The organism is Mycobacterium aquaticum, assembly GCF_002086485.1.
Taxonomy (GTDB): Bacteria; Actinomycetota; Actinomycetes; order Mycobacteriales; family Mycobacteriaceae; genus Mycobacterium; species Mycobacterium aquaticum.
This window is the reverse complement of the sequence record NZ_MVHF01000001.1, coordinates 168,327-190,299: the sequence shown is the minus strand read 5'-3', so window position 1 is coordinate 190,299 and position 21,973 is coordinate 168,327. Positions and strand designations below refer to the sequence as shown.

Sequence of the window (21,973 nt, the reverse complement as noted above, 5' to 3'; positions counted from 1 at the left end):
GGATCAGTATCCGGGCAGAGAACAGCCGTTACCGACACCAAACCGCGGACGGGTTGGGGTCAGCGACAACAGTCGACGTCAGCAACAGCGCAAGAACCCACGGCGATGAGTGCCACGACGTGGCCCTCTGTCGCACCGGTCGCTGTCTGCATGGGCGAAGAATAACAGAATCCACCGGACGCGCTCGCCGAGCGCTCCGACGTCAGTGGGTCAGCAACCAGGTGACGATGACGAGCACGACGAGCAAAACCAGCGCAAGCGTCACCCGCGACCGGGGCATCCCATTCATACAACGTCCAATTCATCGTCCTCTTTGGTGCGGCGCAGCCGGTGCAGACCGTTGATGCCCTGCCCCAGCGCACCGTCGAGCAACACCGCGATGCCGTAGGCCAGCGCCAGCACCACGGGCATCACCACGGCCGTCTGAGCCACGAATCCCAATCCGGTCAACCACAGCTCGACGCCGTCCCACCAACTCAGGAGTGCGCCCATGGGGCCAGACTACGAGATGGCCCAAATTCGTCCGTCCCGAGCAGTTACCTTCGACACGCGCCGCTCGGGTAGACGTCGCAGGTACCGGCGGTCGATGATGTGCGGATGGTTCTGCAACAGACCGAGCCCGGTGAGGGTGTGTCACCCAAGGATGTCCAGCAAGCCATCCAGGAAGCCGACGCCCCGTTCACCGTGACGGCCCCCGTTCCGTACACCGGAAGCAATGCGCTGCGGAACCCGTTCCCGCCGATCGCCGACTACGCGTTCCTGTCGGACTGCGAGAACACCTGCCTGATCTCGTCGGCCGGGTCGGTCGAGTGGCTGTGTGTGCCGCGCCCCGACTCCCCCAGCGTGTTCGGTGCCATCCTCGACCGCGGCGCGGGTCATTTCCGACTCGGCCCCTACGGCGTCACGGTGCCAGCAGCGCGGCGCTATCTGCCCGGCAGCCTGATCCTGGAGACTACCTGGCAGACCCACACCGGCTGGGTGATCGTCCGCGACGCCTTGGTGATGGGGCCCTGGCACGACATCGACACCCGATCGCGGACCCACCGGCGCACGCCGATGGACTGGGACGCCGAACACATCCTGCTACGCACGGTGCGCTGCGTGAGCGGCACGGTCGAGATGGTGATGAGCTGCGAGCCGTCGTTCGACTACCACCGGGTGAGCTCGGCCTGGGAGTACTCCGGGCCGGCCTACGGCGAGGCCATCGCGCGAGCTAGCCGCAACCCCGATTCGCATCCCACGCTGCGGCTCACGACCAATCTGCGCATCGGCCTGGAGGGCCGCGAGGCCCGCGCCCGGACGCGCCTCACCGAAGGTGACAACGTGTTCGTCGCGCTGTCGTGGTCCAAGCATCCGGCGCCGCAGACGTACGAAGAGGCCGCCGACAAGATGTGGAAGACCAGCGAGTCGTGGCGGCAGTGGATCAATGTCGGCGACTTCCCCGACCATCCGTGGCGGTCCTACCTGCAGCGCAGCGCGTTGACACTCAAGGGCCTGACCTACTCGCCCACCGGCGCCCTGCTGGCCGCGCCCACCACGTCGCTGCCGGAAACCCCGCAGGGCGAACGCAACTGGGACTACCGCTACTCCTGGATCCGCGATTCGACATTCGCACTGTGGGGCCTCTACACGCTGGGCCTGGATCGTGAGGCCGACGACTTCTTCTCGTTCATCGCCGACGTGTCGGGGGCGAACAACGGAGAACGCCATCCGCTGCAGGTGATGTACGCCGTCGGTGGGGAACGCAGCCTCGTCGAGGAGGAATTGCACCACCTGTCCGGCTATGACAACGCCCGGCCGGTGCGCATCGGCAACGGCGCATACAACCAGCGCCAGCACGACATCTGGGGCACCATGCTGGATTCGGTGTACCTGCACGCCAAGTCGCGGGAACAGATTCCCGAGGCGCTGTGGCCGGTACTGAAGAACCAGGTCGAGGAGGCCATCAAGCACTGGCGCGAACCCGACCGCGGCATCTGGGAGGTGCGCGGCGAGCCGCAGCACTTCACCTCCAGCAAGATCATGTGTTGGGTCGCGCTGGACCGCGGCTCGAAACTGGCCGAGTTGCAGGGCGAGAAGAGCTACGCGCAGCAGTGGCGGGCGATCGCCGAGGAGATCAAGGCCGATGTGCTGGCCAACGGTGTGGACAAGCGTGGTGTGCTGACCCAGCGGTACGGCGATGACGCGCTGGACGCCTCACTGCTGCTGACGGTGTTGACCCGGTTCCTGCCGCCGGACGATCCCCGGGTGCGCGCGACGGTGCTGGCCATCGCCGACGAGCTCACCGAGGAGGGTCTGGTCCTGCGCTACCGCACCGACGAGACCGACGACGGCCTCTCCGGCGAGGAGGGCACGTTCACCATCTGCTCGTTCTGGTTGGTGTCGGCGCTGGTCGAGATCGGCGAGGTGAGCCGCGCCAAGCATCTGTGCGAGCGGTTGCTGTCGTTCGCCAGCCCGCTGCACCTCTACGCCGAGGAGATCGAACCGCGCACCGGTCGGCACCTGGGCAACTTCCCGCAGGCGTTCACCCACCTGGCGTTGATCAACGCGGTCGTGCACGTCATCCGCGCCGAAGAGGAGTCGGACAGCTCGGGTGTCTTCCAGCCCGCGAACGCACCCATGTAGGCGTCCGGGTCAGAAGTTGATCTCGAACTCGATCACGGTAGGCGCGGGCACGGCCAGCGCGACCGGGGTGAAGCGGCTGTCGTCGTAGGCGACGCCGGTGATGACCCGGCCGCCGAAACCGTCGGTCGTGGCAGGCACGCTCGCGGTCAGGGTCACCCGCCCCGCAGCGTGGTGGTCCAGGCGGAGGTAGAAATCCGTTCCCGGGGTGACGGGTCCGTCGATCACGGCGCCGTCGGCGTCGACGACCGTCCCGGCCGAAGCCGACAGGGCGGCCCGATCGGTCGCGTCGAGGCGGAAGGGCCCGAGCAGCCCGGCGTCGAGGGCAGCCCGCTCGTGATTCAACGCAGGCACCACCGTCGCCCGGCGCGCGGCAGCCGCTCCGGCGAGAAGGTACTGGTACAGGGCCACCACGCGTTCGGCGTTGCGGTAATGGCCGGAACCGTTGAGCCAGAACGTGACTGCCGCGACCTCGACGGTGGTCGCCGGGTCGGCGACGATCTGCAGCCGGTAGTACCGGTAACCCTGGTGACGCCGGCCCGGGCGCGTCGCGGCCGTGGTGCTGCCGATGCCGAGGGCCTTGCGGTAGCTACCCTGCCCGGCATCGATGTTGAGCCCGGAGGCGGCGACGTCGCGCCACTCGATTCCGTCGGCCGACTTCTGCAGGACGAATGAGACGGGCGAATCGGCGGTCAATTCGACTGTGTAGCCACCCAATTGCGGATCACCATCGAATTCGAACACCAGCGCGCCGGGCTCGCGCCGTTGTGCCACAGGCACATTCAACGGCCGGGTGTCCAGATCAAGTCCATTGGTGAAGTGCCAGATGGCGGCCTGCGTGGCGGCGATCGCCTCGTGCTCGGCCAGATGGGCTCCGAGCCGCCGCCCGGCGGCGCGCAGCCGACGACTCAACTCGGCTGTCCCGAGGGTCGGAAACGAATTGCGGATGATCCAGTCGACCTCGGCCTCATGGGTCCGCGCCGCCAGGTTCGGTACCGCCGACCAGTTCGCCGGCCGATAGCGCGACGGTGTCGTCGGCGCCACGCCGGTGAAGTCCACCGAGTAGGCGTCGATGTTCGGATTGAGCCTGATCAGGTCGGTGCGAGCGGTGGAGCCGTCGGCGAACACGATGGTGTCGACCGTCGGCGAATAGGTACCGCCGCGGTAGCGCGTCATCCGGGCGATCTCGACATCGCGGGCACGCACCCGGCGTCGCACGGCAACAGGCGTCGAGACGGGAAGAAGTGCAGGCAGAACAGGCATTGCAGGTTGGCTTTCTGGTGGCTGAGAAGAGCGCGAATCGGCGCACCGCCAGATAGGGGCGGGCCTGAAACGCGGGGGCCGGCGTCAGAAAATCAACAACAACAACAGAGCACGACGAAGGCGCGCGCCATACCAGAGCGCATCGATCCGTCGTGAGCCATGACCACACCATACGGCACACATCGATTAATGCCCAGTTCACATCGACGTGACAGGTTTGAATCGGTTTGCGCGCTAACCCTGTCGGAAGCGGTGACAGGACGTATCGTTGCCGCCGCACCCGCACTTCAGACCAGTCGGAGGGGCCACATGACGTCGGCACAGAACGAATCCCAGGCGCTCGGCGATCTCGCTGCACGGCAGCTAGCCAACGCCACCAAGACCGTCCCGCAGCTATCGACGATCACACCGCGGTTTCTGCTGCATCTACTCAGTTGGGTGCCGGTCGAGGCCGGCGTCTACCGCGTGAACCGGGTCGTCAATCCCGAGCAGGTGGCGATCCACGCCGAGGAGGGCACCGGCACCGAAGAACCGCTGCCCGAGACCTACGTCGACTACGAGACCAGCCCGCGCGAGTACACGCTGCGCTCGATCTCGACGCTGCTCGACGTCCACACCCGGGTGTCGGACCTGTATTCCAGCCCGCACGATCAGGTGGCCCAGCAGCTGCGGCTGACCATCGAGACCATCAAGGAACGCCAGGAGTCCGAGCTGATCAACAACCCCGAATACGGGTTGCTGTCGCAGGTGACCCCCGAGCAGACCATCCAGACCCTGCGTGGCACCCCGACGCCCGACGACCTGGATTCGCTGATCACCAAGGTGTGGAAGACCCCGGCGTTCTTCCTGACCAATCCGCTCGGTGTGGCCGCGTTCGGCCGGGAGGCAACCCGCCGGGGTGTGCCGCCACCAGTGGTCAGCCTGTTCGGGGCCCAGTTCATCACCTGGCGCGGCATTCCCATCGTGCCGTCGGACAAGGTTCCGGTCGAGGACGGCAAGACCAAGTTCATCCTGGTGCGCACCGGCGAGGAGCGTCAGGGTGTGGTTGGCCTGTTCCAGCCGGGGTTGGTCGGCGAGCAGGCCCCGGGCCTGTCGGTGCGCTTCACCGGCATCAACCGGTCGGCGATCGCGTCCTACCTGGTCACGCTGTACTCGTCGCTGGCGGTGCTCACCGACGATGCGCTGGCAGTCCTCGAGGACGTCGGAGTGGACTACTTCCATGAGTACAAGTGAGTACAAATCGCTAGATGCTGAGGGAGATCTGCCGATCAGCGCGGCCGAGTTGGCCGCGCTGGCGACGCAGCTCTACGCCACCAGCATCCGGCCGGGTCCGGACAGCCCGCCGGTGACCACCCAGGTGGCACCGCGCGGGACGACCCCCGATGCCACGGCAGCATCATCGGCCGTCACCACGGCGGCCGGTTTGGCACACCCCGCCACTCCCCCGGCGTTCGTCTCGGTTCCCGACGTTGCGCTGCCGGCGCCGACGTCGCCTGAGCCCGACGGCATTCCGGGAGTCGTCCCGGTCGCGCCCCGCGGCAACGCGGCGAGCCCCATCGCACCCTTCGGTGGTCTGGAGGCCTTCGCGGTACCGACGGGCCTGGTCCCGACGGTGCCGGGGGTGTTGGCCGGTGGGCCCCCGTCAGCGCCGGTGGCGCCCCGAGGTTCGGCCCCCACCTGGCCGGGGGCCGTCCCGACGGTGCCGGATCTGGATTGGTCGGGTTCGCCGGCACCCTCCGACGATGCCGCGGGCTACTACTTCCTGCAGACCCCGACGGCTCCCGCCGATCCGACCCCGGCTGTACCGGACGACCACGAGATCTTCGACGTCAACGCGATCCGCGCCGACTTCCCGATCCTGCGGGAGACCGTCAACGGCAAACCGCTGATCTGGTTCGACAACGCGGCGACCACCCAGAAGCCGCAGTCGGTGATCGACCGGTTGGCGTACTTCTACGCCCACGAGAACTCCAACATCCACCGTGCGGCGCATGAGTTGGCAGCCAGGGCCACCGACGCCTACGAGGACGCCCGTGAGGCGGTCCGACGGTTCATCGGAGCGTCGAAGGCCGAGGAGATCATCTTCGTACGCGGCACCACCGAGGCCATCAACCTGGTGGCCTATGCCTGGGGTGGCAAGCATCTGGGCCCGGGCGACGAGATCGTCATCACCCACCTGGAGCATCACGCCAATATCGTTCCGTGGCAGCTCATTTCGCAGCAGACCGGTGCGGTCCTGAAGGTGGCGCCGGTGGACGATGCGGGCAATCTGCTGTTGAGCGAATTCGAGGACCTGCTCGGTCCCCGAACGAAACTTGTTGCCGCCACCCAGGTTTCAAACGCACTGGGCACCGTCACCCCGGTCAAGACGATCGTCGAACTCGGCCACCGTTACGGCGCCCGGGTGCTCATCGACGGTGCGCAGTCCATCCCGCACATCGCGATCGACGTGGCGGAGACCGGGGCGGATTTCTTCGTCTTCTCCGGGCACAAGATTTACGGGCCGACCGGCATCGGAGCGCTCTACGGCCGCGAGGATGCGCTGGCCGAAACCCCGCCGTGGCAGGGCGGCGGCAACATGATCGCCGACGTCACCCTGGAACGCTCGCTGTATCAGGGTCCGCCGAACAAGTTCGAGGCAGGCACGGGCAACATCGCCGACGCGGTCGGGCTCGGCGAGGCGCTGCGCTGCGTCGAGCGGGTCGGCATCGACCGCATCGCCGCCTACGAGCACGCGCTGCTGGAGTACGCCACCCCGCGCCTGGCGGCCATCCCGGGAGTGCGTCTGGTGGGCACGGCCGACGAGAAGGCCAGCGTGCTGTCCTTCGTGCTGGCCGGGCATGAACCGCTCGAGGTCGGCAAGGCACTGAATGCCGAGGGCATCGCCGTGCGCGCCGGGCATCACTGCGCCCAACCGATCCTGCGCAGGCTCGGGCTTGAGGCCACGGTGCGCCCATCGTTCGCGTTCTACAACACCTTCGAGGAGATCGACGTGTTCATCGACGCGGTACGCCGCATCGCCGAGGGCTCACCCTAGACTCGCGGGCAGACGCAAACATGCCCCAAATCCCTTGATTTGGGGCATGTTTGCGTCTGCTCGGCCAAAGTAGTAATCACGCTGCGCCGATATGTGGGATCGATGGGCGCCCCAGACCATGATTCCGGGTATGCGACACACCGGATACTCGACGGTCGACACGTCCCGGAAGGTCATCGACACCGCGATCGGCATCCTGGTCGGCCTGCGTGGATGCTCGCCGGACGAGGCGTTCGTCGAGCTGTCGCGAGTGGTGCGGCAGACAGGCATCGGGTTGGGCAGTGTCGCGGCAGGACTCGTGGCGGTCGCGACCGCTTCCACCTGCGCCGAGCATGCCGAAGCGTTCGCCATCTGGGGTGAGCTGATCGCGCGCAGCCGGTCCGCCACACTCGCATGCTCGTCGTAGCACGAGATCCAAAGCGGCTGCAGTGCAAGCGATCCGCTTGCGGTCACCGTGAACGTAAGCATTCTCACGCGGTCGAGTACCCGCTAGAACAGTGACGATGTCCGATCTTCTGCTCCGCGCGCCGAGCGCATCCAATGTCGCCGCGCGGGTGCGCGTCCGCGCCGCGACCACGGCACATCGCGTCTCCCTTGACGTCGATTCGTCGATCGACGCCGTCACCGCAGCAGCAATCCAAAGCCTATGGCGCACCGTGGGCCAACCGGGAACTGGGGCCCGCGTGTCAGTGGGGCGTTCCGACATTGCGAACTCGTCGGTAGTCGCGGCATTCGAGGCACGTGCCTGGGCAGACCTGGTGCTGAGTTCATTTGCCCGCGAGACGAACCTGCTGATTCCGAGTACCAGATTCCTGATCGTCGGCACCGGCGATGTCGCAGATGCCCTGGCCGCCGCGATCATCCGGTTCGGCGGCCGCATCCAATTGACCGCAGATGAACCGGTCGGGCTGTGGGACATTGCCGTCAGGCACGCCGCACCATCGCACCGGATCATCGAATCGCCTTTCATACCAGCCGATGTCGACGTCGTGATAGCTACCGGAGTCGGCCATCGGAAGTTGACGCCGGATGCGGTGGCTGCAGGAGACCGCCCGCTGCTGGTGGTGAATGCGGGGACTCACGCCACCGTGCACCCCGACACCTTCACTGCCGCCCGCACTTTGCGCGGATTGGGCCACTTCGAGGGACCGCGTCCGATCTTCGTGGTGCCACCTGTGGAAACGGACGCCCTGCACCACACCGCAGCCGAAATCCGTGCGGCATACGCCGTTCTGCTGGTCACGGTGGGAGCGCAGCGTGCCGATATCGCGCTGGCCGAAGCATTACAGCCGTGACGGCCTCGGTACACGAACCCGCGGTGTGGACGTCGGGACGCGAGAAGATCGACTGGGCGCGGCGTTTCATGCCCGTCACAGCCGCACTGAGTGCACAACTGCGTGCCAGTGGAATCGTCGCAGGGCGGCGGATCGGCTTGTCACTCGTGCTGGAGCCCAAGACCGCCAACCTGGCGCTGAGCATGGCAGCCGCGGGTGCGGACGTTTCGGTCGTCTGCGACGGCGCATGCACCCGTGACGATGTCGCCGCGGCTCTGCGGCAGGCCGGCATCGCGGTCTTCGCGCAGGCCGACGGTGACCGGGACATCGACCGACGGCTGGCGCTGGAGTTTCTGGACCGAGGTCTCGACATCCTGGTCGACGATGGTTCGAGCGTGATCCGGCTCGCTCACGCCGAACGCCCCGAACTCCTCGGCACCCTCATCGGGGCGTCGGAGGAGACCACCAGCGGACTCTGGCCCCTGCACACCATGTCACGGGAGGGCCGGCTGCGGATCCCGGTCATCGCAGCCAATGACGCCCGCTGCAAGACACTGTTCGACAACGGATACGGCACCGGCCAGTCGACCGTCCTGACCATGGTCGATCTGCTGGGCACCACGTTGACCGCCAAAGCGGTCGCGGTGGCCGGATACGGTTACGTGGGTCGGGGCGTCGCGCGCGCGGTGAGCGCTCTGGGTGCGAGGGTCACGGTCGCCGAGCGTGACCCGGTCAAGGCCCTGGAGGCGCTGCACGCCGGTTTCGCTGTGGCCCCCCTGACTGAGGCCGCCGCGGCGGCCGACTTGCTGATTTCGGCGACCGGGGTGGCCCACACCATCGATCTGGAGCACCTGCTGTCGCTTCCCGACGGCGCGGCGGTGGCTGTAGCCGGTGGCGTCGATCAGGAGATCGGCATCGACGCCGTCGTCGCCGCAGGCGCCCGGCGCCGCACCGTCGGTCACCGTGTCGAGGCGTTCGATCTGCCCAACGGGCGTTCGATTCTGATCCTCGATGACGGCAATTGCATCAACTGCACTGCCGGAGAAGGCAATCCGATCGAGATCATGGACCTCTCGTTCGGGGTGCAGCTGCTGGCCATCGAATACCTGGTCACTTCCGGGACAGAGCTGCCGCCCGGCGTCCATCCGCTGCCCGCGTCGGCGGACAACCGAGTGGCACAGGCCAAGCTCGACAGCCTCGGCGTACGTATCGACGGGGCAGGTGAACACAGATGACCGCGCTGGCGACCCTGCAGGACGTCACCGTCACCTACCGCGCGGCGAAGCGGCCGGCAATCAGCGATGTGAACCTGGTAGTGCATCCCGGTGATCTGATCCTGCTCGCCGGACCATCGGGATGCGGGAAGAGCACGGTGATGCGCGCGCTCAACGGCCTTGTCCCCCACTCCTACCGCGTCGATATCACCGGTTCGATCCTGGTGGACGGGGTGGATACCGCCACCTCGTCCATCCGCGACATCGCCGAGTCGGTGGGAACGCTGCTGCAGAACCCCGCCAAGCAGGTGGTCGGGCATTCGGTGCTCGCCGACATCGCGTTTGGACTGGAGAATCGCGGACTGCCGGCCACGCAGATCCTCGACCGCGTGCACGCCGTGGCCGACACCCTGCAGATAGACAACGACCTGCTCGGCGCCTCCACCCACGAATTATCCGGGGGCCAGCTGCAATTGGTGGCATTCGCCGGCATCCTGGTGCTGCGGCCCCGGTTGATCATCGCAGACGAACCGTTGGCCAATCTCGATCCGGACGCCGCAGTCCGGGTGTTGCGCGCACTGCGCCGGCATGTCGACGACGGTGGTGCAGCGCTGGTCATAGAGCACCGGGTCGGCGATGTGGTCCCGGTGGCACCGAACCGCGTGCTGCAACTGGACCACGGTCGCGTCACATACTCGGGCGATCTGGAGGGCTTTCTCCGGGCCGCCGACCCTGACGCCGTCAGTTTGCCGTTCGACGCCCTGGTCACGCGTGCGGCCGAGCTGTCGGAACAGCGGACGACGGCGCCGGCCGTACCGGGCCCCTCGCTGCTGCGGTACGAGGACGCGTGCATCGGTTACGCCGGCACGCCGGTGCTGGGCGCGGTCACGGCCGATCTGCTTGCGCGCCAAAACATCGCGGTACTGGGCCGCAATGGTGCGGGCAAGTCGACGTTGCTGCGCGCCGCGGTGGGCCTGGTCGAGGTGCTCGACGGCCTCGTCACCTTTGCCGGCCGGGAGATCGCCGACTACCGTGCCGCCGAACTGACCGCATTGTGCGGGTATCTGTTCCAGAATCCGGCCCAGGCGCTCTTCGCCGGGACCGTCGCCGATGAGCTGGCGTTCGGCCCGCGCAACCTCGGCTTCGACGAGTCGGAAATCCAGGCGGTGTCTGCCGAAGCTCTCGCCACAGTCGGCCTCGCCGACATCCCCGATATCTGGAACCGCTCTCCGAGAACGCTGTCGTTCGGCGAGCAACGGCGCCTGGCGCTGGCATTGGCGTTGACATTGCGGCCACGGTCGTTGATCTTGGACGAACCGACCGCGGGCCAGGATGAGCGGTCCGCCAGCCATTTCCTCGACGCCATCTGGGCGCTGCCGGACATTCAGAGCATCTACTTCATCACCCATGACGTCGACCTGGCGCTGTGGCGCTCCGACCGGATCATCGTTGTCGACGACGGCAGGTTGATTGCCGACGGATCCCCGGGCCAGATCGTCGCAAATGTCGGCCTGTGGCATGACGACACCGCACCGGCCACTGGGCGGGCGGTACTGCGCGAGACCGACTATGTTCGCGCCGCACGATCGATATCCCTTGCCGGAGAAGCTATTCCACCTCCGCACGAACTGGCCCGCCAACTCAGCCGCGCCATAGCGGCGCCCCGATAACGGAGGAATCAAGATGACCGCAACCCGTTCCGCGCAGAAGCCTTGGGCCGTCACATCACGCACCGTCGTGTTCGGCGCAGTCGGCGCCGCGCTCTACGGCGTGCTGGGCGTGTTCAGCTTCATCATCCCTGGCACCGCAAATGTGTCTCTGCGCCCCGCGCTTGCCATCATCCCGTTCGTCGGCATCCGCTTCGGTCCTGTCGCCGGATTTTTCACCGGTGTCGTCGGCAACGCCATCGTCGACCAAATCCAGGGATTCGGCTTCCTCACCTACTGGAACTGGAGCCTTGCCAACGGTCTGGTGGGCTTGATCGCGGGACTCATCGCCAACTACTACCCTCAACCGGATTCACAGTCGCGACAGGTGATTCGAGCGATCATCATCTCGGCGGTCGCCGTCGTCGTCGGCCTCTCGTTCACCGTCACCGATATCTTCCTCGGCAACACGTTTGGGTACTGGTTGACCGCGGCCTATATACCCGCGATCCTGAACACCACACTGGTTTCCGTGATCCTGGTTCCGGTACTGGACCGGGCCTGGCAGCCTCTGGCCAATCGCGCCGGCCGATAGTGGAAACCATTCGATACCTCGCGGCAAATTCCTTCCTGGGCCGCCGCGATCCACGGGTGCTGATCCTGGTCAGCGCCCTGACCATCGTCGTCGTCGCGCAGATCCAGGACGTCCGACTGATGGCCGTCGCCGCCCTGCTGGCGCTGGCGTACTACCTCTCGGCAGGCATCCCGTTCGCCGAGGTGCGCACCAACTGGTTGTTCGTCTGTGTGTTCGTGCTGCTGCTGGCCGGAGTGAACGGGGTGATCGCCGGCGCAGGCCAATACGCCGGTGTCGCAGCCGAACTGTTCACGATCCCCGGTATCGGCGTCGCGGTGTCGACTGCGACCGTGTCATACACGGTGACGATGCTGCTTCGATTCCTGGCGATCGCGGCCACGGGTTTCCCGCTGTCCTTCGCGGTCCGGCCCGGTGACCTTTCGGTGGCCTTCGCGCGCCTGGGAGTTCCGTCGCGATTCGCCTACGGTATCGACCTGACATTCCGGTTCATCCCGACACTGGCAGCGAATCTACGGGAAACCACTGCGGCACAGCGACTACGGGGTTACGAGACAGGACATACCCGCAATCCGGCGCGCCGGATCAGCCGCCTACGGCCGCTCGTTGTTCCCGTCACGGTCAGCGCGTTCATCGACGCCGAGGATGTCGCCGACGCACTGGACCTGCGAGGGTTCGGATCTCAGCGCCGCACCTGGCTGCGCACCCTGCGGTTGAACGGCACCGACATGACCCTCATCGGGTTCTGCGCAGCGACGACGGTAGCCTCGGTGACCGGCCACATGCCCGGATTGTGGGTCGGATGACCGGCACTCGGGTCCACACCGCACCGTGGGTCCTCACCGGTACGCGGGCCATCCGTCACGGTGCAGTGGCCGTCACCGGTTCGCGGATCGCCGAAGTTGGCAGCGTGGATGAATTGCGCAGTGCCGGCGAGGTTGTCGAATGGTCAGGCACCTTGATCCCCGGCCTGGTCAACGCCTACACCCACCTGCAATACACCCACATGGCTGCGCTCGGACAGAGCAGCTACGACAGTTTCGAAGCATGGTCGACGGCCTTCGAAGCGGAGTATTCGCGCCGCGGAGACTGGCGTGCGTCGGCAGAACTGGGACTGGAAGCCGCAATCCGCAGCGGCACCACCGCGATCGGCGACGTTGTGACGCATGCCGAAGCACTCAATGTGCTGTCTGCCGGCCGGATGCACGGAATCGCCTACTGGGAGGTGATGGCGTGGCATGACACCGACTGGTCGGAGCGCGGCCGGCAGGAGACCCTCGCAGTACTGGCGCAGGCCACCGGCCCGGTCGGGTTGTCGCCGCACGCACCGTATTCCCTCGACACCGGGGTGCTCGACGACCTGGGCAGGCTGGCCCGAGAGCTCGGATTGCGCAGCCACGTCCACGTCGCCGAATCGTCCGCCGAGCACGACTACATCGCCGACGGTGCCGGACCGCTGGCCGAGCAATGGCGGGCCTGGGGACACGGTGAATTCGCCTTGTTACGCGGAGGTGGCGCCGCGGTACGTCCGGTGATCTACGCCGACACCCTCGGGGTGCTGGGCGCGCACACCCACATCGCCCACGGTATCTACGTCGACGCCGACGACCGCGCCAGATTGCGGGACACAGGCACCGTGGTGGCTTTGTGCCCGCGTTCCAACGAGGTCCTCGGCTTGGACGCCGCACCTGTTGCGGACTACCTGCGGGAAGGCAATCCCATTGCGGTCGGCACCGATTCACTGTCGTCGAGCCCGTCGGTGGATGTGCTGGCCGATGTCGCGGCGCTGCACCGCATCGCCCGAGACCAGGGTTACACCGCGCCGGATCTGCATGCGAGGCTCTTCACCGCGGCGACGGCCGGGGGCGCGGCCGCGATGGGCCTCGGTGACGAGTTCGGCACCCTGACCGCCGGGAAGCTCGCGGATATCACCGTTCTCGGCATCGAGGAATCCACCGCGGCCGATACCCTGGCTGCCATCGTCGAGGCGGGCGAAGGCTCGGCCGTCGCCACGATCATCGATGGCGAGACCCGCTTTGTACGTACGGCGGTGTCGGCACAGCGATGAACCGGGAAGTGTCATGAGCCCCGATATCCGGATCTTGGAGTCCGACGACGATCTGATCCACGCGAGCAACATCTTTCGTACCGCGATGATCGGGTTCCCACCGCTGAACGAGCGCCAGCGTGACCTCATCGGACGGCTGCTCGAACCGGGGCGTACGTTCGGCGCGTTCCTCGACGGACGGCTGGTCGGCACCACCGACTCGGCGGCGAGTTCACTGACCTTGCCGGGAGGCAAACGGGTGGGCCACGCCGCGGTCACCCACGTCGGCGTACTGCCGTCGCACACCCGACGTGGGATTGCCACGGAACTGATGCGGCACCAGCTGCGCGACATTCGAGATCGAGGAGAGGTGGTGGCGACGCTGCGAGCGTCGGAAGCCACCATCTACGAGCGGTTCGGCTACGCGGTCGCCAGTTTCTCCACCGCAGTGGAGGTGTCGACGACACGCGCCCGCACCCGGCCGGACGTGCCGCAAGGCGGGCCCGTCCGGCTGATCGAACCCGACGAATCCTGGCGACTACTGCCACAGATCTACGCCGCCAACCCGTCCGAGCGGCCGGGCACCATCGACCGGCCGGAGGTCTGGTGGCAGTCGCGCAGGCTGCGGGCCGCGGAGGCCGGCGAAGTCAGCCACACGGTGGTTCACGGTGAGGCCGGTGCGGAATCCGGCTTCGCCCGATATCACCCTGCCGATACAGAAGCATGGTTCACCAGCGAGCACCGCAGCGTGGTCGTCGACGATCTCGTCGCGCCCACCGAGCACGCCTATCTCGGCCTGGTGCGTTTCTTCCTCGACCTCGATCTCGTCGACCGGGTGGTGTTCCAAATGCTGCCAACCGACGATCCCCTGCCGTGGCTGCTCACCGACCGGCGGGCGGCACGCAGCCTGGGGGTTCGCGACGAAACATGGCTGCGGATCGTCGATGTCCCAGCTGTATTGGGCGCTCGAACGTACAACGACGGCGGCGCGTTCACTCTGCGGGTTCACGACGAACTGATACCGGAGAACTCGGGAACCTATTCGATCTCGGCGTCCGGTGCCGGCACGGTGAGCGGCGAGGCGCAATTGGAGGCGGGCGTCGGTGCGGTGGCCGCAGCGCTGCTGGGCGCCACGTCGTGGCGCACCTTGGCTCTCAACGGGTCGGTGCGCGTAGCCGATCCCACCGCGCTGGCGGCTGCCGATCGCCTGTTCTCCGTCCCGCTGCAACCGCACAGCGGCATCCTGTTCTGACATCGCCGCCCGACCCGCGGGCCAAAACTTCGGTGTGATCGAAACCGTTGGCCACCAACGTTTCCTGGTCCACCATGGTCCCATGAGTTCGGTGAGGTCATGGCGGCGTACGCGCGATGACGTTATTTGAGGTCACCGACCTCGCCGTCACATTTCACACCGGGAACCGCGCGCGCGGACGGCGAGTGGTGCAAGCGGTGGAATCCATCAGTTTCTCGGTCGAGGCCGGCCAGACCGCGGCGATCGTCGGCGAATCCGGATCCGGAAAGAGCGTCTCGCTGCTCGCCGCCACTCGGCTGCTCGATTCCCGTGCCCGCGTGACCGGTTCGGTCCGGTTCGCCGACCGCGACCTGCTGTCCTCGCCCGATCGGGAACTACGCCGAATCCTCGGCAAGGACATCGGTTTCGTCTTCCAGGACCCGCAGAGCAATCTGCACCCGTTCAAATCGATCGGACACCAGATCGACGAGGTGCTGCGGATCCACACCGGCACCGGCAGGCGGCAACGACGCAATCGGGTCGAGGAGTTGCTCACCGAAGTCGGCATTCCGACCGACGGCTACGACAGCTTCCCTGCGGAATTCTCCGGCGGCATGCGGCAACGCGCGATGATCGCGATGGCAATCGCATTGAACCCGTCGCTCATCATCGCCGACGAACCGACCACAGCACTGGATGTCAGCGTCCAGGCCGGCATTCTCAAACTGCTCAAGCGACTGCAACGCGAGCACGGCACCGCAATACTCTTCGTCAGTCACGACCTCGGTGTGGTCCACGAGATCGCCGACACGGTGACCGTGGTCAAGGACGGCCGCGTCGTCGAAAGTGGTTCCCGGGAGCAGATCTACGGGGACCCCCAGGAGCCATACACCCGCGCCCTGCTGTCGGCCTCCAAAGTGCATACCGTGGAGGTCCCACCGCGGGACACCATCGAGCGTTCCGGCCAACCACTGCTGACCGTGCGGGGATTGCGCAAGAGCTACCCGACCCGGATACGACGGCATCGCAGGACCGTCGTGGACGGTCTGGACTTCACCGTCGACCCGGGTGAGATCGTGGGTCTGGTGGGCGAATCCGGTTCGGGAAAATCCACGATCGGCCGGATCATCGCCGGGTTGCAATACGCGGACGCGGGCGAGATCACATTGGCCGGAACGCGGTTTCCCACCGGCATCGCCGACGGTGTGCCGCCACTGTCGGCCACCTCGCGCCGCGATGTGCAACTGGTGTTCCAAGACCCGTATGCGAGCCTCAATCCGCGCCGAACCATCGCAGGATCCCTCGCTGAGCCGCTGCATGCCCACCGTGTCGACCGCGACGCTGTGGCAGCCCGGGTGAGCGCCGCCGCCGACGACGCCCGCCTCCCCCACGTGCTGCTGGACCGCTACCCTGCCGAGCTGTCCGGTGGCCAACGGCAGCGCGCCGCGATCGCCAGGGCCCTGGTGTTGCAACCCCGGCTCATCGTCGCCGACGAAGCCCTGTCCTCTCTCGACGTGACGACTCAGACTGAGATCATCTCTCTGGTCCTGCAATTGGTGCGCGAGCACCGCACCGCCTTCTTGTTCGTCACCCACGATCTGGGTGTGGTGTCGTCGATCGCACACCGCGTGATCGTGCTCGGACCGGATGGGGTGGAAGAGATCGGTGCCACCTCCGAGGTCTTCGCAGCACCCCGCTCGGCGTACACCCGCCGACTGCTCGATGCCATTCCTCGACTGAAGGCCTCATGACCGATCTGCTGCTGAAACCCTCTGTCGGCACCGATAACCCAACGCCCGTTCGCGGCGGCAAGGTACGTGTGCTGCTGCGCGACCCGAGTCTGATCGCAGGTGCGGTCATCGTCGGGGTGGTGCTGCTGGCCGCACTGACGGCCCCGGTGGTTGCCGCGGTCATCGGCCATGGACCGAACGAGCAGTTTCCCGATGAAACCCTCGATGCGACAGGGCTACCGATCACCGGCGGACACGGATTCCTGTTCGGCGCCGATGGCAGTGGCCGCGACGTACTCATCCGCACGCTGTACGGCGCGCGAGTATCCCTGGCCATCGGGATACCCGCCACCACGATCGCGATGCTCGTCGGCGCCGTCGTCGGACTGACCGGCGGCTACTTCGGAGGACGGCTGGACGCGGCGCTGTCCGAGCTGACCAACATCGCACTGGCGTTTCCCTTCCTGGTCACAGCGCTGAGCGTGGTAACCCTCAACCGGGGCACGGCGGGTACCACCTTGGTCGATCCGATCGTCGTGGTCATCGGCATCATCGCGCTGTTCTCGTGGACGTATTTCGCTCGGCTGGTCCGAAACTCGGTTCTTGAGATCAAGTCAAAGCCGTTCGTGCTGGCGGCGATCGGGGCGGGCAGCCCGCCTTGGCGGGTGATCCTGCGCGAGATCCTGCCGAACATAGCCCCGACCATCGTCATCTACTGGGCGGTTCAGCTGCCGGTCAACATCATCGCGGAGGCGTCGCTCTCCTATCTGGGGGTCGGCATCCGGCCACCAACCCCCAGCTGGGGCACCATGATCGCCAATGCGCAGGACACCGCGCTCTATCAGTCTCAGCCGCTGATGCTCATCGCACCGGCCGGCGCGCTGTTCCTCACGGTGCTCGGCTTCAACGTACTGAGTACCGCGCTGCGTAACCGCTTCGACCCGAGCGTGGTTCGGTGAGACGAACCCTGCTCTGGCGTTCCATCCGGATGGTCCTCACGGTGTTCACGGTGGTGCTCGTGACCTTCGGGCTCACCAAGATCGCCTACCAGAACCCGGCGCGGATGCTGGCTCCGGAGAACGCATCCCAGCAGACCGTGGATGCCATCGCCAACAGCTTGCGGCTCAACGCTCCCTGGTACCTGCAACTGTGGCACTACGTGGTGCGCGGCCCGGAGATCAAGGGAACTCCCACCGGTCTACTCAATTGGCCTCCGAGCCTTGGCTATTCGTACCGTGAACAACGCCCGGTCACCGAGCTGATACTGGAGAAGATCCCGGCCACGCTGAGCCTTGCCGTCGGTGCACTCGTCGTGTGGATCGCGCTGTCGGTAATATTCGGCGTGTACGCGGCCCGAAAACCGGGTGGCGTCTTCGATGGGATCAGCTCAGCGATTTCTTATGTGTTCCTGTCGATTCCGACTTTCGTCACGGGTGTGATCCTGCTGTTCGTGCTGTACTACCAGCTGTCGATGGCCGGCGTGAAGTGGTTTCCCAGCGGAGGATATGTCGCGCTGAGTGCCTCACCTTCGGAGTGGGCGAGGCATCTGCTGTTGCCGTGGCTGACCCTGGTCCTCGCTGAGCTGGGCCTGTTCCAGCGTGTGGTGCGCGCGGCGGTGCTCGAGGTGTCCAACAAGGACTTCATCCGGACGGCCCGCGCGAAGGGAGTGTCCCCCAACGGTGTCTACTTCAACCATGCCCTGTCGGCGGCGCTCAACCCCATCCTGACGCTCGGCGCAATCGAATTCGCCACGATACTCGGTGGCGCGATCATCACCGAACAGATCTTCGGCATCGACGGTGTCGGACGTCTGGCCGTCAACGCGGCCAACAACGGCGACGCTCCCGTTGTCATCGGTTGCACGTTGCTCGGTGCCGTCATCTTCGTGGTGTCCACCTTCGCCATCGACGTCATCACCGCGGCCCGCAGCGGCAAATAACCTGCGGATCAGACGAATCCGCACGCTCACCCAGAAAGGTCCGAACTGTGAAACTCAGAGGCCGTCCCGCCATCGCGGTCGCCTTGACCACCGCACTGCTGGCCGCAGCCTGCGGCCACAGCGACACTCAGTCCGCTGCAGGAGACCGCGCGGCGTCGCACGGCGGGACACTGCATGTCGCCTCGGTCGGCGATGTCGATGCTCTCGACCCGCTGATCGCCTACTCCGCGGAGGCCTGGCAGGTCATCAGGGCAACCACGCGCCAGCTTGTCACCTACGCAGGCAACAAGGAGAGCATCGGCAAGGACACCGCCGTGGTGCCCGATCTCGCCAAGAGCTGGGACATCAGCCCTGACCGCAAAACCTACACATTCCACCTGCGCGACAACATCAATTTCTCCGGAGCCAGCAGCCGTCCCATCACCGCGCAGGACTTCGTGTACGCGGTCAAGCGGTTCCCAGATCCCAACGCACAGGTCAGCGCGATCACCTACTACAACGCGCTGTTCGAAGGCTTCAAGGAATACTCCGACGAGTTCGCCAAAGTACCCACCGGCGACCTCGCAGCGGTCAAGAAGTTCATCGACACTCACGAAATCAGCGGCTTGAAAGCCTTGGATGACAAGACATTACAGCTGACACTGACTCAACCGGCCAGTGACATCCTCGATATCCTCACCCTCAACTTCGTCACCCCGCTGCCTGAAGAGGTCGTGTCGAAGTACTTCGCCGACAGCCTGGAGTTCCGTAAGAACTATGTCTCCAGCGGTCCCTATTACATCGAGTCCCTGGACCCCGGCAAACAACTGACATTGGCGAAGGTCCCCAACTACGATTCCGGCGGGGATCCGCGAAAGGCGTACGCCGACAAGATCGTCTTCGACACCACGGTCAGTTCCGCCGACGCCGTCTCCCAGCAGTTGCAGACGGGCACCGCCGATATCGGGCTGTACGTCCGGGCCTTCCCGGCCAACGTCATCGCGCAGTACAAGAAGGCGAACCCGGAGCAGCTGCATACCTCTGCCAGCGGTTCGGCGATCTTCATCAGCTGGAACAACTCCGCGGAACCGAAGACACCTGCCCAGACGGCCTTCAAGGATCTCCGGGTACGGCAGGCATTCAACTACTCCCTCAACCGGGCCGACGTCGTGCGCGGCCTCGGCGGACCGGATTCGGCGATTCCCAGCACCGAGATCCTGACGTCGACCATCGTCGGCCACACCGGGAAGAATCCGTACCCCACACCGGAGGACAAAGGTGATCCCGACAAGGCGAAGTCACTGCTGGCAGAGGCGGGCAAGCCGGGCCTGACCGTCAATGTCGCCTACCGCAACACGCCGGAGTTCGAGAAGATCGCCACCTCCGTGCAGACTTCAGCAGCGCGGGCGGGCATCAACGTCAAGCTGACGCCCGTCGCCGGCGACAGCTGGGGCGCGTTCGATGCCTTCCTCAGCGACAAATCGAAACTCGACCAGTGGGATCTGGCCATCACGAACTGGACTCCGGACTGGCAGGGCAACAGCGCAAGGATGACGCTCGGGGGCTGGTTGGACTCCGACTTCGCACCGGGCGGAACCTGGAACGGCGTCACCTACCGCAATCCCAAACTCAACGAAGCCGTCAACCGGGCGTTCGCTGCGCAGGACCCGACAAGCGACTGGCAGGACGCCAACTCGATCGCGACGCAGGACCTGGCCTGGTTCCCACTGATCGAGCGGGTCAAGACAGTGCCGACCTCCAGCCGGGTGACCAACTGGACCTGGCAGTCGCTCGGGAACAACGCTGACATCACCAATATCGCGGTCAACGGGTAGCGCAGCCACCCATCCCGACTATCAAGAGGCCTGGCTGTTCGCGACTTTTGCGACCAGCCAGGCCTCGCCGTCGCCCTCGCCCGCCGCGATCACCTCGAGATCGGCGAACGAGGCGGTCAGCTCTCCGGGCCGCGCGCGGAACGGACCCGGTACGCCGCCGACCTCGCTGAGCACGCTGATGGCGAGCAGCCCGCCGGGGGCCAAGCGGTCGACGAGTGCGCGGTCGAGTCTGGCATCGCGGAACCGATGGCAGAGGATGACGTCGAGGGGCGGGCCCGCGGGCAGGCCGTCGTCGAGGTCGACCACGTCGAATCGACACCGGTCGGCAACACCGAGTTGCAGCGCCCAGGCGCGGGCCGTCGCGATCGCCACCGGTGACACATCGACTCCGAGGACGTCGAGACCGTGCTGCGCCAGCCAGATCGACCCTGCACCCTGCCCGCAGGCGATGTCGAGCGCGGCGCCGGCCACCGGGAATTCGGCGACGTGGGAGGCGAAGACGGGCGGCGGACCGCTCTCGGGGCCCGACGGCGACGCGGCGTACCTGGCATCCCAGCGCACCCGGTCCTGCTCGCTCACCCGCGATACCTTACGAAGTGGGCCGGACCGGGAATAGTGGCGCCACCCGCGGAGGTTTGCCTTCTCATGCGAGCCATCGTCTACGACCCGCAGGCCCCGGCAAAGCTTCGATTCGACGACGTGACCGAGCCGGCGGTCGCCGACTCGCAGGCGCTGATCGACGTGTACGCCATCGCGTTGAATTTCGGGGAACTGCACTTCATCGAACAGATGCGCCGACCCGGTGAAGTACCTGGTTGGGATACCGCGGGCGTCGTGACCCGAGCCGCCTCGGACGGATCAGGTCCCCCGGAAGGCACTCGCGTGGTCGGATTCAGCGGCGAGGCCGGCTGGGCCGAACGCCGAGCCGTAACGACGCACAATCTCGCGGAGCTTCCGGAGTTCGTGGAGTTCGACGAGGCGGCGGCGCTGCCCGTGGCCGGGGTGACGGCGCTGCAGGCGCTGCGGGCCCTCGGCCCCGTGGTGGGCCGACGCGTACTCATCACGGGCGCGTCCGGCGGTGTCGGCCGTTTCGCGGTCCAGTTGGCGGCGCGGGCAGGTGCGCACGTGATCGCCGCGGTGGGCAACCCGTCCCGCGGTGAGGGCCTCACCGAATTGGGCGCGGACGAGGTGGTCGTCGGTTTGGACCCGGTGACCGAACCGGTGTTCGGGGTGCTGGACAACGTCGGTGGAAAGTTGCTCGCTCAGGCCTTCAGCCTGGTCGACGACGGTGGCTCGGTGCAGTCCATCGGCATGGCCTCCAACGAGCCCACCACCATCAACTTTGAGCAGGAACGCCGCCGCGGCAACCGGAAACGCTTGGAGCCGTTCACTGTTCGCGCGCCGTTTCAGGCCGACCTGCAGTACCTGCTGACGCTGCTGGCCGACGGCGAGCTCGACCCGCAGATCGGCTTGCGCGACTCGTGGGACAACATCTCGGCGGCCGCCCAGGCCCTGCTGGGCCGACGGGTCCCCGGCAAGGCGGTGCTGCGGGTGCAGGTCTGAG

20 protein-coding genes are annotated in these 21,973 nt (G+C 66.3%); 16 read left to right on the top strand and 4 right to left on the bottom strand.

Annotation, left to right across the window (positions count from 1 at the left end):
• Window positions 1-59 precede the first annotated feature (59 nt).
• Both BST13_RS40355 and BST13_RS00820 read right to left on the bottom strand, forming a co-directional pair.
• A complete protein-coding gene (locus BST13_RS40355; protein WP_425436958.1) occupies window positions 60-152 on the bottom strand; it encodes an Ms4533A family Cys-rich leader peptide in 93 nt (30 codons plus the stop codon).
• A gap of 133 nt (window positions 153-285) precedes the next feature.
• On the bottom strand, window positions 286-492 hold the full coding sequence (locus BST13_RS00820) for a hypothetical protein (protein ID WP_029367232.1): 207 nt from the start codon (window positions 490-492) through the stop codon (window positions 286-288).
• A gap of 165 nt (window positions 493-657) precedes the next feature.
• Here BST13_RS00820 and BST13_RS00815 point away from each other — a divergent pair, with 165 nt between their 5' ends.
• Window positions 658-2,625 carry a glycoside hydrolase family 15 protein gene (locus BST13_RS00815; protein WP_425436963.1) on the top strand — a complete coding sequence of 656 codons (1,968 nt, stop codon included), beginning with the start codon at window positions 658-660 and terminating at the stop codon, window positions 2,623-2,625.
• Window positions 2,626-2,634: 9 nt separating this feature from the next.
• Here the strand turns inward: BST13_RS00815 and BST13_RS00810 are convergent, their stop codons facing one another.
• Window positions 2,635-3,885: a thioester domain-containing protein gene (locus BST13_RS00810; RefSeq protein WP_211295976.1), complete on the bottom strand. Its 1,251-nt coding sequence runs from the start codon at window positions 3,883-3,885 to the stop codon at window positions 2,635-2,637.
• A gap of 309 nt (window positions 3,886-4,194) precedes the next feature.
• Between BST13_RS00810 and BST13_RS00805 the strand changes: the two genes are divergently transcribed.
• From BST13_RS00805 to BST13_RS00745, 14 genes are all read left to right on the top strand, one after another.
• Window positions 4,195-5,118 (top strand): family 2A encapsulin nanocompartment shell protein, encoded by a 924-nt coding sequence (locus tag BST13_RS00805; protein WP_029367235.1) that lies wholly within the window; start codon window positions 4,195-4,197, stop codon window positions 5,116-5,118.
• Complete coding sequence (locus tag BST13_RS00800) at window positions 5,105-6,922, top strand: family 2A encapsulin nanocompartment cargo protein cysteine desulfurase (protein ID WP_083159648.1); 1,818 nt, start codon at window positions 5,105-5,107, stop codon at window positions 6,920-6,922. Before BST13_RS00805 ends, BST13_RS00800 begins: the two co-directional genes overlap by 14 nt.
• Window positions 6,923-7,052: 130 nt before the next feature.
• Window positions 7,053-7,328, top strand: coding sequence for an ANTAR domain-containing protein (locus BST13_RS00795; protein WP_083159646.1), 276 nt, complete (start codon window positions 7,053-7,055; stop codon window positions 7,326-7,328).
• Between the two features lie 97 nt (window positions 7,329-7,425).
• The gene (locus BST13_RS38935) at window positions 7,426-8,217 is read left to right on the top strand and encodes a hypothetical protein (protein WP_158087072.1); all 792 of its coding nucleotides are present in this window, start codon (window positions 7,426-7,428) and stop codon (window positions 8,215-8,217) included.
• Window positions 8,214-9,431: an adenosylhomocysteinase gene (locus BST13_RS00790; RefSeq protein WP_158087071.1), complete on the top strand. Its 1,218-nt coding sequence runs from the start codon at window positions 8,214-8,216 to the stop codon at window positions 9,429-9,431. The genes BST13_RS38935 and BST13_RS00790 overlap by 4 nt, the downstream gene beginning before the upstream one ends.
• Window positions 9,428-11,080 (top strand): ABC transporter ATP-binding protein, encoded by a 1,653-nt coding sequence (locus BST13_RS00785; RefSeq protein WP_083159642.1) that lies wholly within the window; start codon window positions 9,428-9,430, stop codon window positions 11,078-11,080. Before BST13_RS00790 ends, BST13_RS00785 begins: the two co-directional genes overlap by 4 nt.
• A 13-nt stretch (window positions 11,081-11,093) precedes the next feature.
• On the top strand, window positions 11,094-11,651 hold the full coding sequence (locus BST13_RS00780) for an ECF transporter S component (RefSeq protein WP_083159629.1): 558 nt from the start codon (window positions 11,094-11,096) through the stop codon (window positions 11,649-11,651).
• A complete protein-coding gene (locus tag BST13_RS00775; protein WP_158087070.1) occupies window positions 11,651-12,454 on the top strand; it encodes an energy-coupling factor transporter transmembrane component T family protein in 804 nt (267 codons plus the stop codon). Before BST13_RS00780 ends, BST13_RS00775 begins: the two co-directional genes overlap by 1 nt.
• Window positions 12,451-13,716 (top strand): amidohydrolase family protein, encoded by a 1,266-nt coding sequence (locus tag BST13_RS00770; protein ID WP_083159627.1) that lies wholly within the window; start codon window positions 12,451-12,453, stop codon window positions 13,714-13,716. Before BST13_RS00775 ends, BST13_RS00770 begins: the two co-directional genes overlap by 4 nt.
• A gap of 13 nt (window positions 13,717-13,729) precedes the next feature.
• Window positions 13,730-14,947: a GNAT family N-acetyltransferase gene (locus BST13_RS00765; protein WP_083159625.1), complete on the top strand. Its 1,218-nt coding sequence runs from the start codon at window positions 13,730-13,732 to the stop codon at window positions 14,945-14,947.
• 116 nt (window positions 14,948-15,063) lie between these two features.
• A complete protein-coding gene (locus BST13_RS00760; RefSeq protein WP_083159623.1) occupies window positions 15,064-16,677 on the top strand; it encodes a dipeptide ABC transporter ATP-binding protein in 1,614 nt (537 codons plus the stop codon).
• Window positions 16,674-17,615, top strand: a complete 942-nt coding sequence (locus BST13_RS00755) for an ABC transporter permease (protein WP_083159621.1) — start codon at window positions 16,674-16,676, stop codon at window positions 17,613-17,615. Before BST13_RS00760 ends, BST13_RS00755 begins: the two co-directional genes overlap by 4 nt.
• The gene (locus BST13_RS00750; RefSeq protein WP_095533358.1) at window positions 17,612-18,595 is read left to right on the top strand and encodes an ABC transporter permease; all 984 of its coding nucleotides are present in this window, start codon (window positions 17,612-17,614) and stop codon (window positions 18,593-18,595) included. The genes BST13_RS00755 and BST13_RS00750 overlap by 4 nt, the downstream gene beginning before the upstream one ends.
• Window positions 18,596-18,642: 47 nt before the next feature.
• The gene (locus BST13_RS00745; protein ID WP_083159606.1) at window positions 18,643-20,409 is read left to right on the top strand and encodes an ABC transporter substrate-binding protein; all 1,767 of its coding nucleotides are present in this window, start codon (window positions 18,643-18,645) and stop codon (window positions 20,407-20,409) included.
• A gap of 21 nt (window positions 20,410-20,430) precedes the next feature.
• Here BST13_RS00745 and BST13_RS00740 read toward each other — a convergent pair whose 3' ends face one another.
• Window positions 20,431-20,988 (bottom strand): class I SAM-dependent methyltransferase, encoded by a 558-nt coding sequence (locus tag BST13_RS00740; protein WP_083159604.1) that lies wholly within the window; start codon window positions 20,986-20,988, stop codon window positions 20,431-20,433.
• A 66-nt stretch (window positions 20,989-21,054) separates the two neighbouring features.
• Here BST13_RS00740 and BST13_RS00735 point away from each other — a divergent pair, with 66 nt between their 5' ends.
• Window positions 21,055-21,972, top strand: coding sequence for a zinc-binding dehydrogenase (locus tag BST13_RS00735; protein ID WP_083159602.1), 918 nt, complete (start codon window positions 21,055-21,057; stop codon window positions 21,970-21,972).
• The last annotated feature ends 1 nt before the right edge of the window (window position 21,973 follow it).

Bases quoted from the DNA above. Each gene is read 5' to 3' on its own strand.
- BST13_RS40355 (WP_425436958.1), bottom strand. From the start codon at position 152: ATGCAGACAGCGACCGGTGCGACAGAGGGCCACGTCGTGGCACTCATC.
- BST13_RS00820 (WP_029367232.1), bottom strand. From the start codon at position 492: ATGGGCGCACTCCTGAGTTGGTGGGACGGCGTCGAGCTGTGGTTGACC.
- BST13_RS00810 (WP_211295976.1), bottom strand. From the start codon at position 3,885: ATGCCTGTTCTGCCTGCACTTCTTCCCGTCTCGACGCCTGTTGCCGTG.
- BST13_RS00805 (WP_029367235.1), top strand. From the start codon at position 4,195: ATGACGTCGGCACAGAACGAATCCCAGGCGCTCGGCGATCTCGCTGCA.
- BST13_RS00800 (WP_083159648.1), top strand. From the start codon at position 5,105: ATGAGTACAAGTGAGTACAAATCGCTAGATGCTGAGGGAGATCTGCCG.
- BST13_RS00795 (WP_083159646.1), top strand. From the start codon at position 7,053: ATGCGACACACCGGATACTCGACGGTCGACACGTCCCGGAAGGTCATC.
- BST13_RS38935 (WP_158087072.1), top strand. From the start codon at position 7,426: ATGTCCGATCTTCTGCTCCGCGCGCCGAGCGCATCCAATGTCGCCGCG.
- BST13_RS00785 (WP_083159642.1), top strand. From the start codon at position 9,428: ATGACCGCGCTGGCGACCCTGCAGGACGTCACCGTCACCTACCGCGCG.
- BST13_RS00780 (WP_083159629.1), top strand. From the start codon at position 11,094: ATGACCGCAACCCGTTCCGCGCAGAAGCCTTGGGCCGTCACATCACGC.
- BST13_RS00770 (WP_083159627.1), top strand. From the start codon at position 12,451: ATGACCGGCACTCGGGTCCACACCGCACCGTGGGTCCTCACCGGTACG.
- BST13_RS00765 (WP_083159625.1), top strand. From the start codon at position 13,730: ATGAGCCCCGATATCCGGATCTTGGAGTCCGACGACGATCTGATCCAC.
- BST13_RS00760 (WP_083159623.1), top strand. From the start codon at position 15,064: ATGACGTTATTTGAGGTCACCGACCTCGCCGTCACATTTCACACCGGG.
- BST13_RS00755 (WP_083159621.1), top strand. From the start codon at position 16,674: ATGACCGATCTGCTGCTGAAACCCTCTGTCGGCACCGATAACCCAACG.
- BST13_RS00735 (WP_083159602.1), top strand. From the start codon at position 21,055: ATGCGAGCCATCGTCTACGACCCGCAGGCCCCGGCAAAGCTTCGATTC.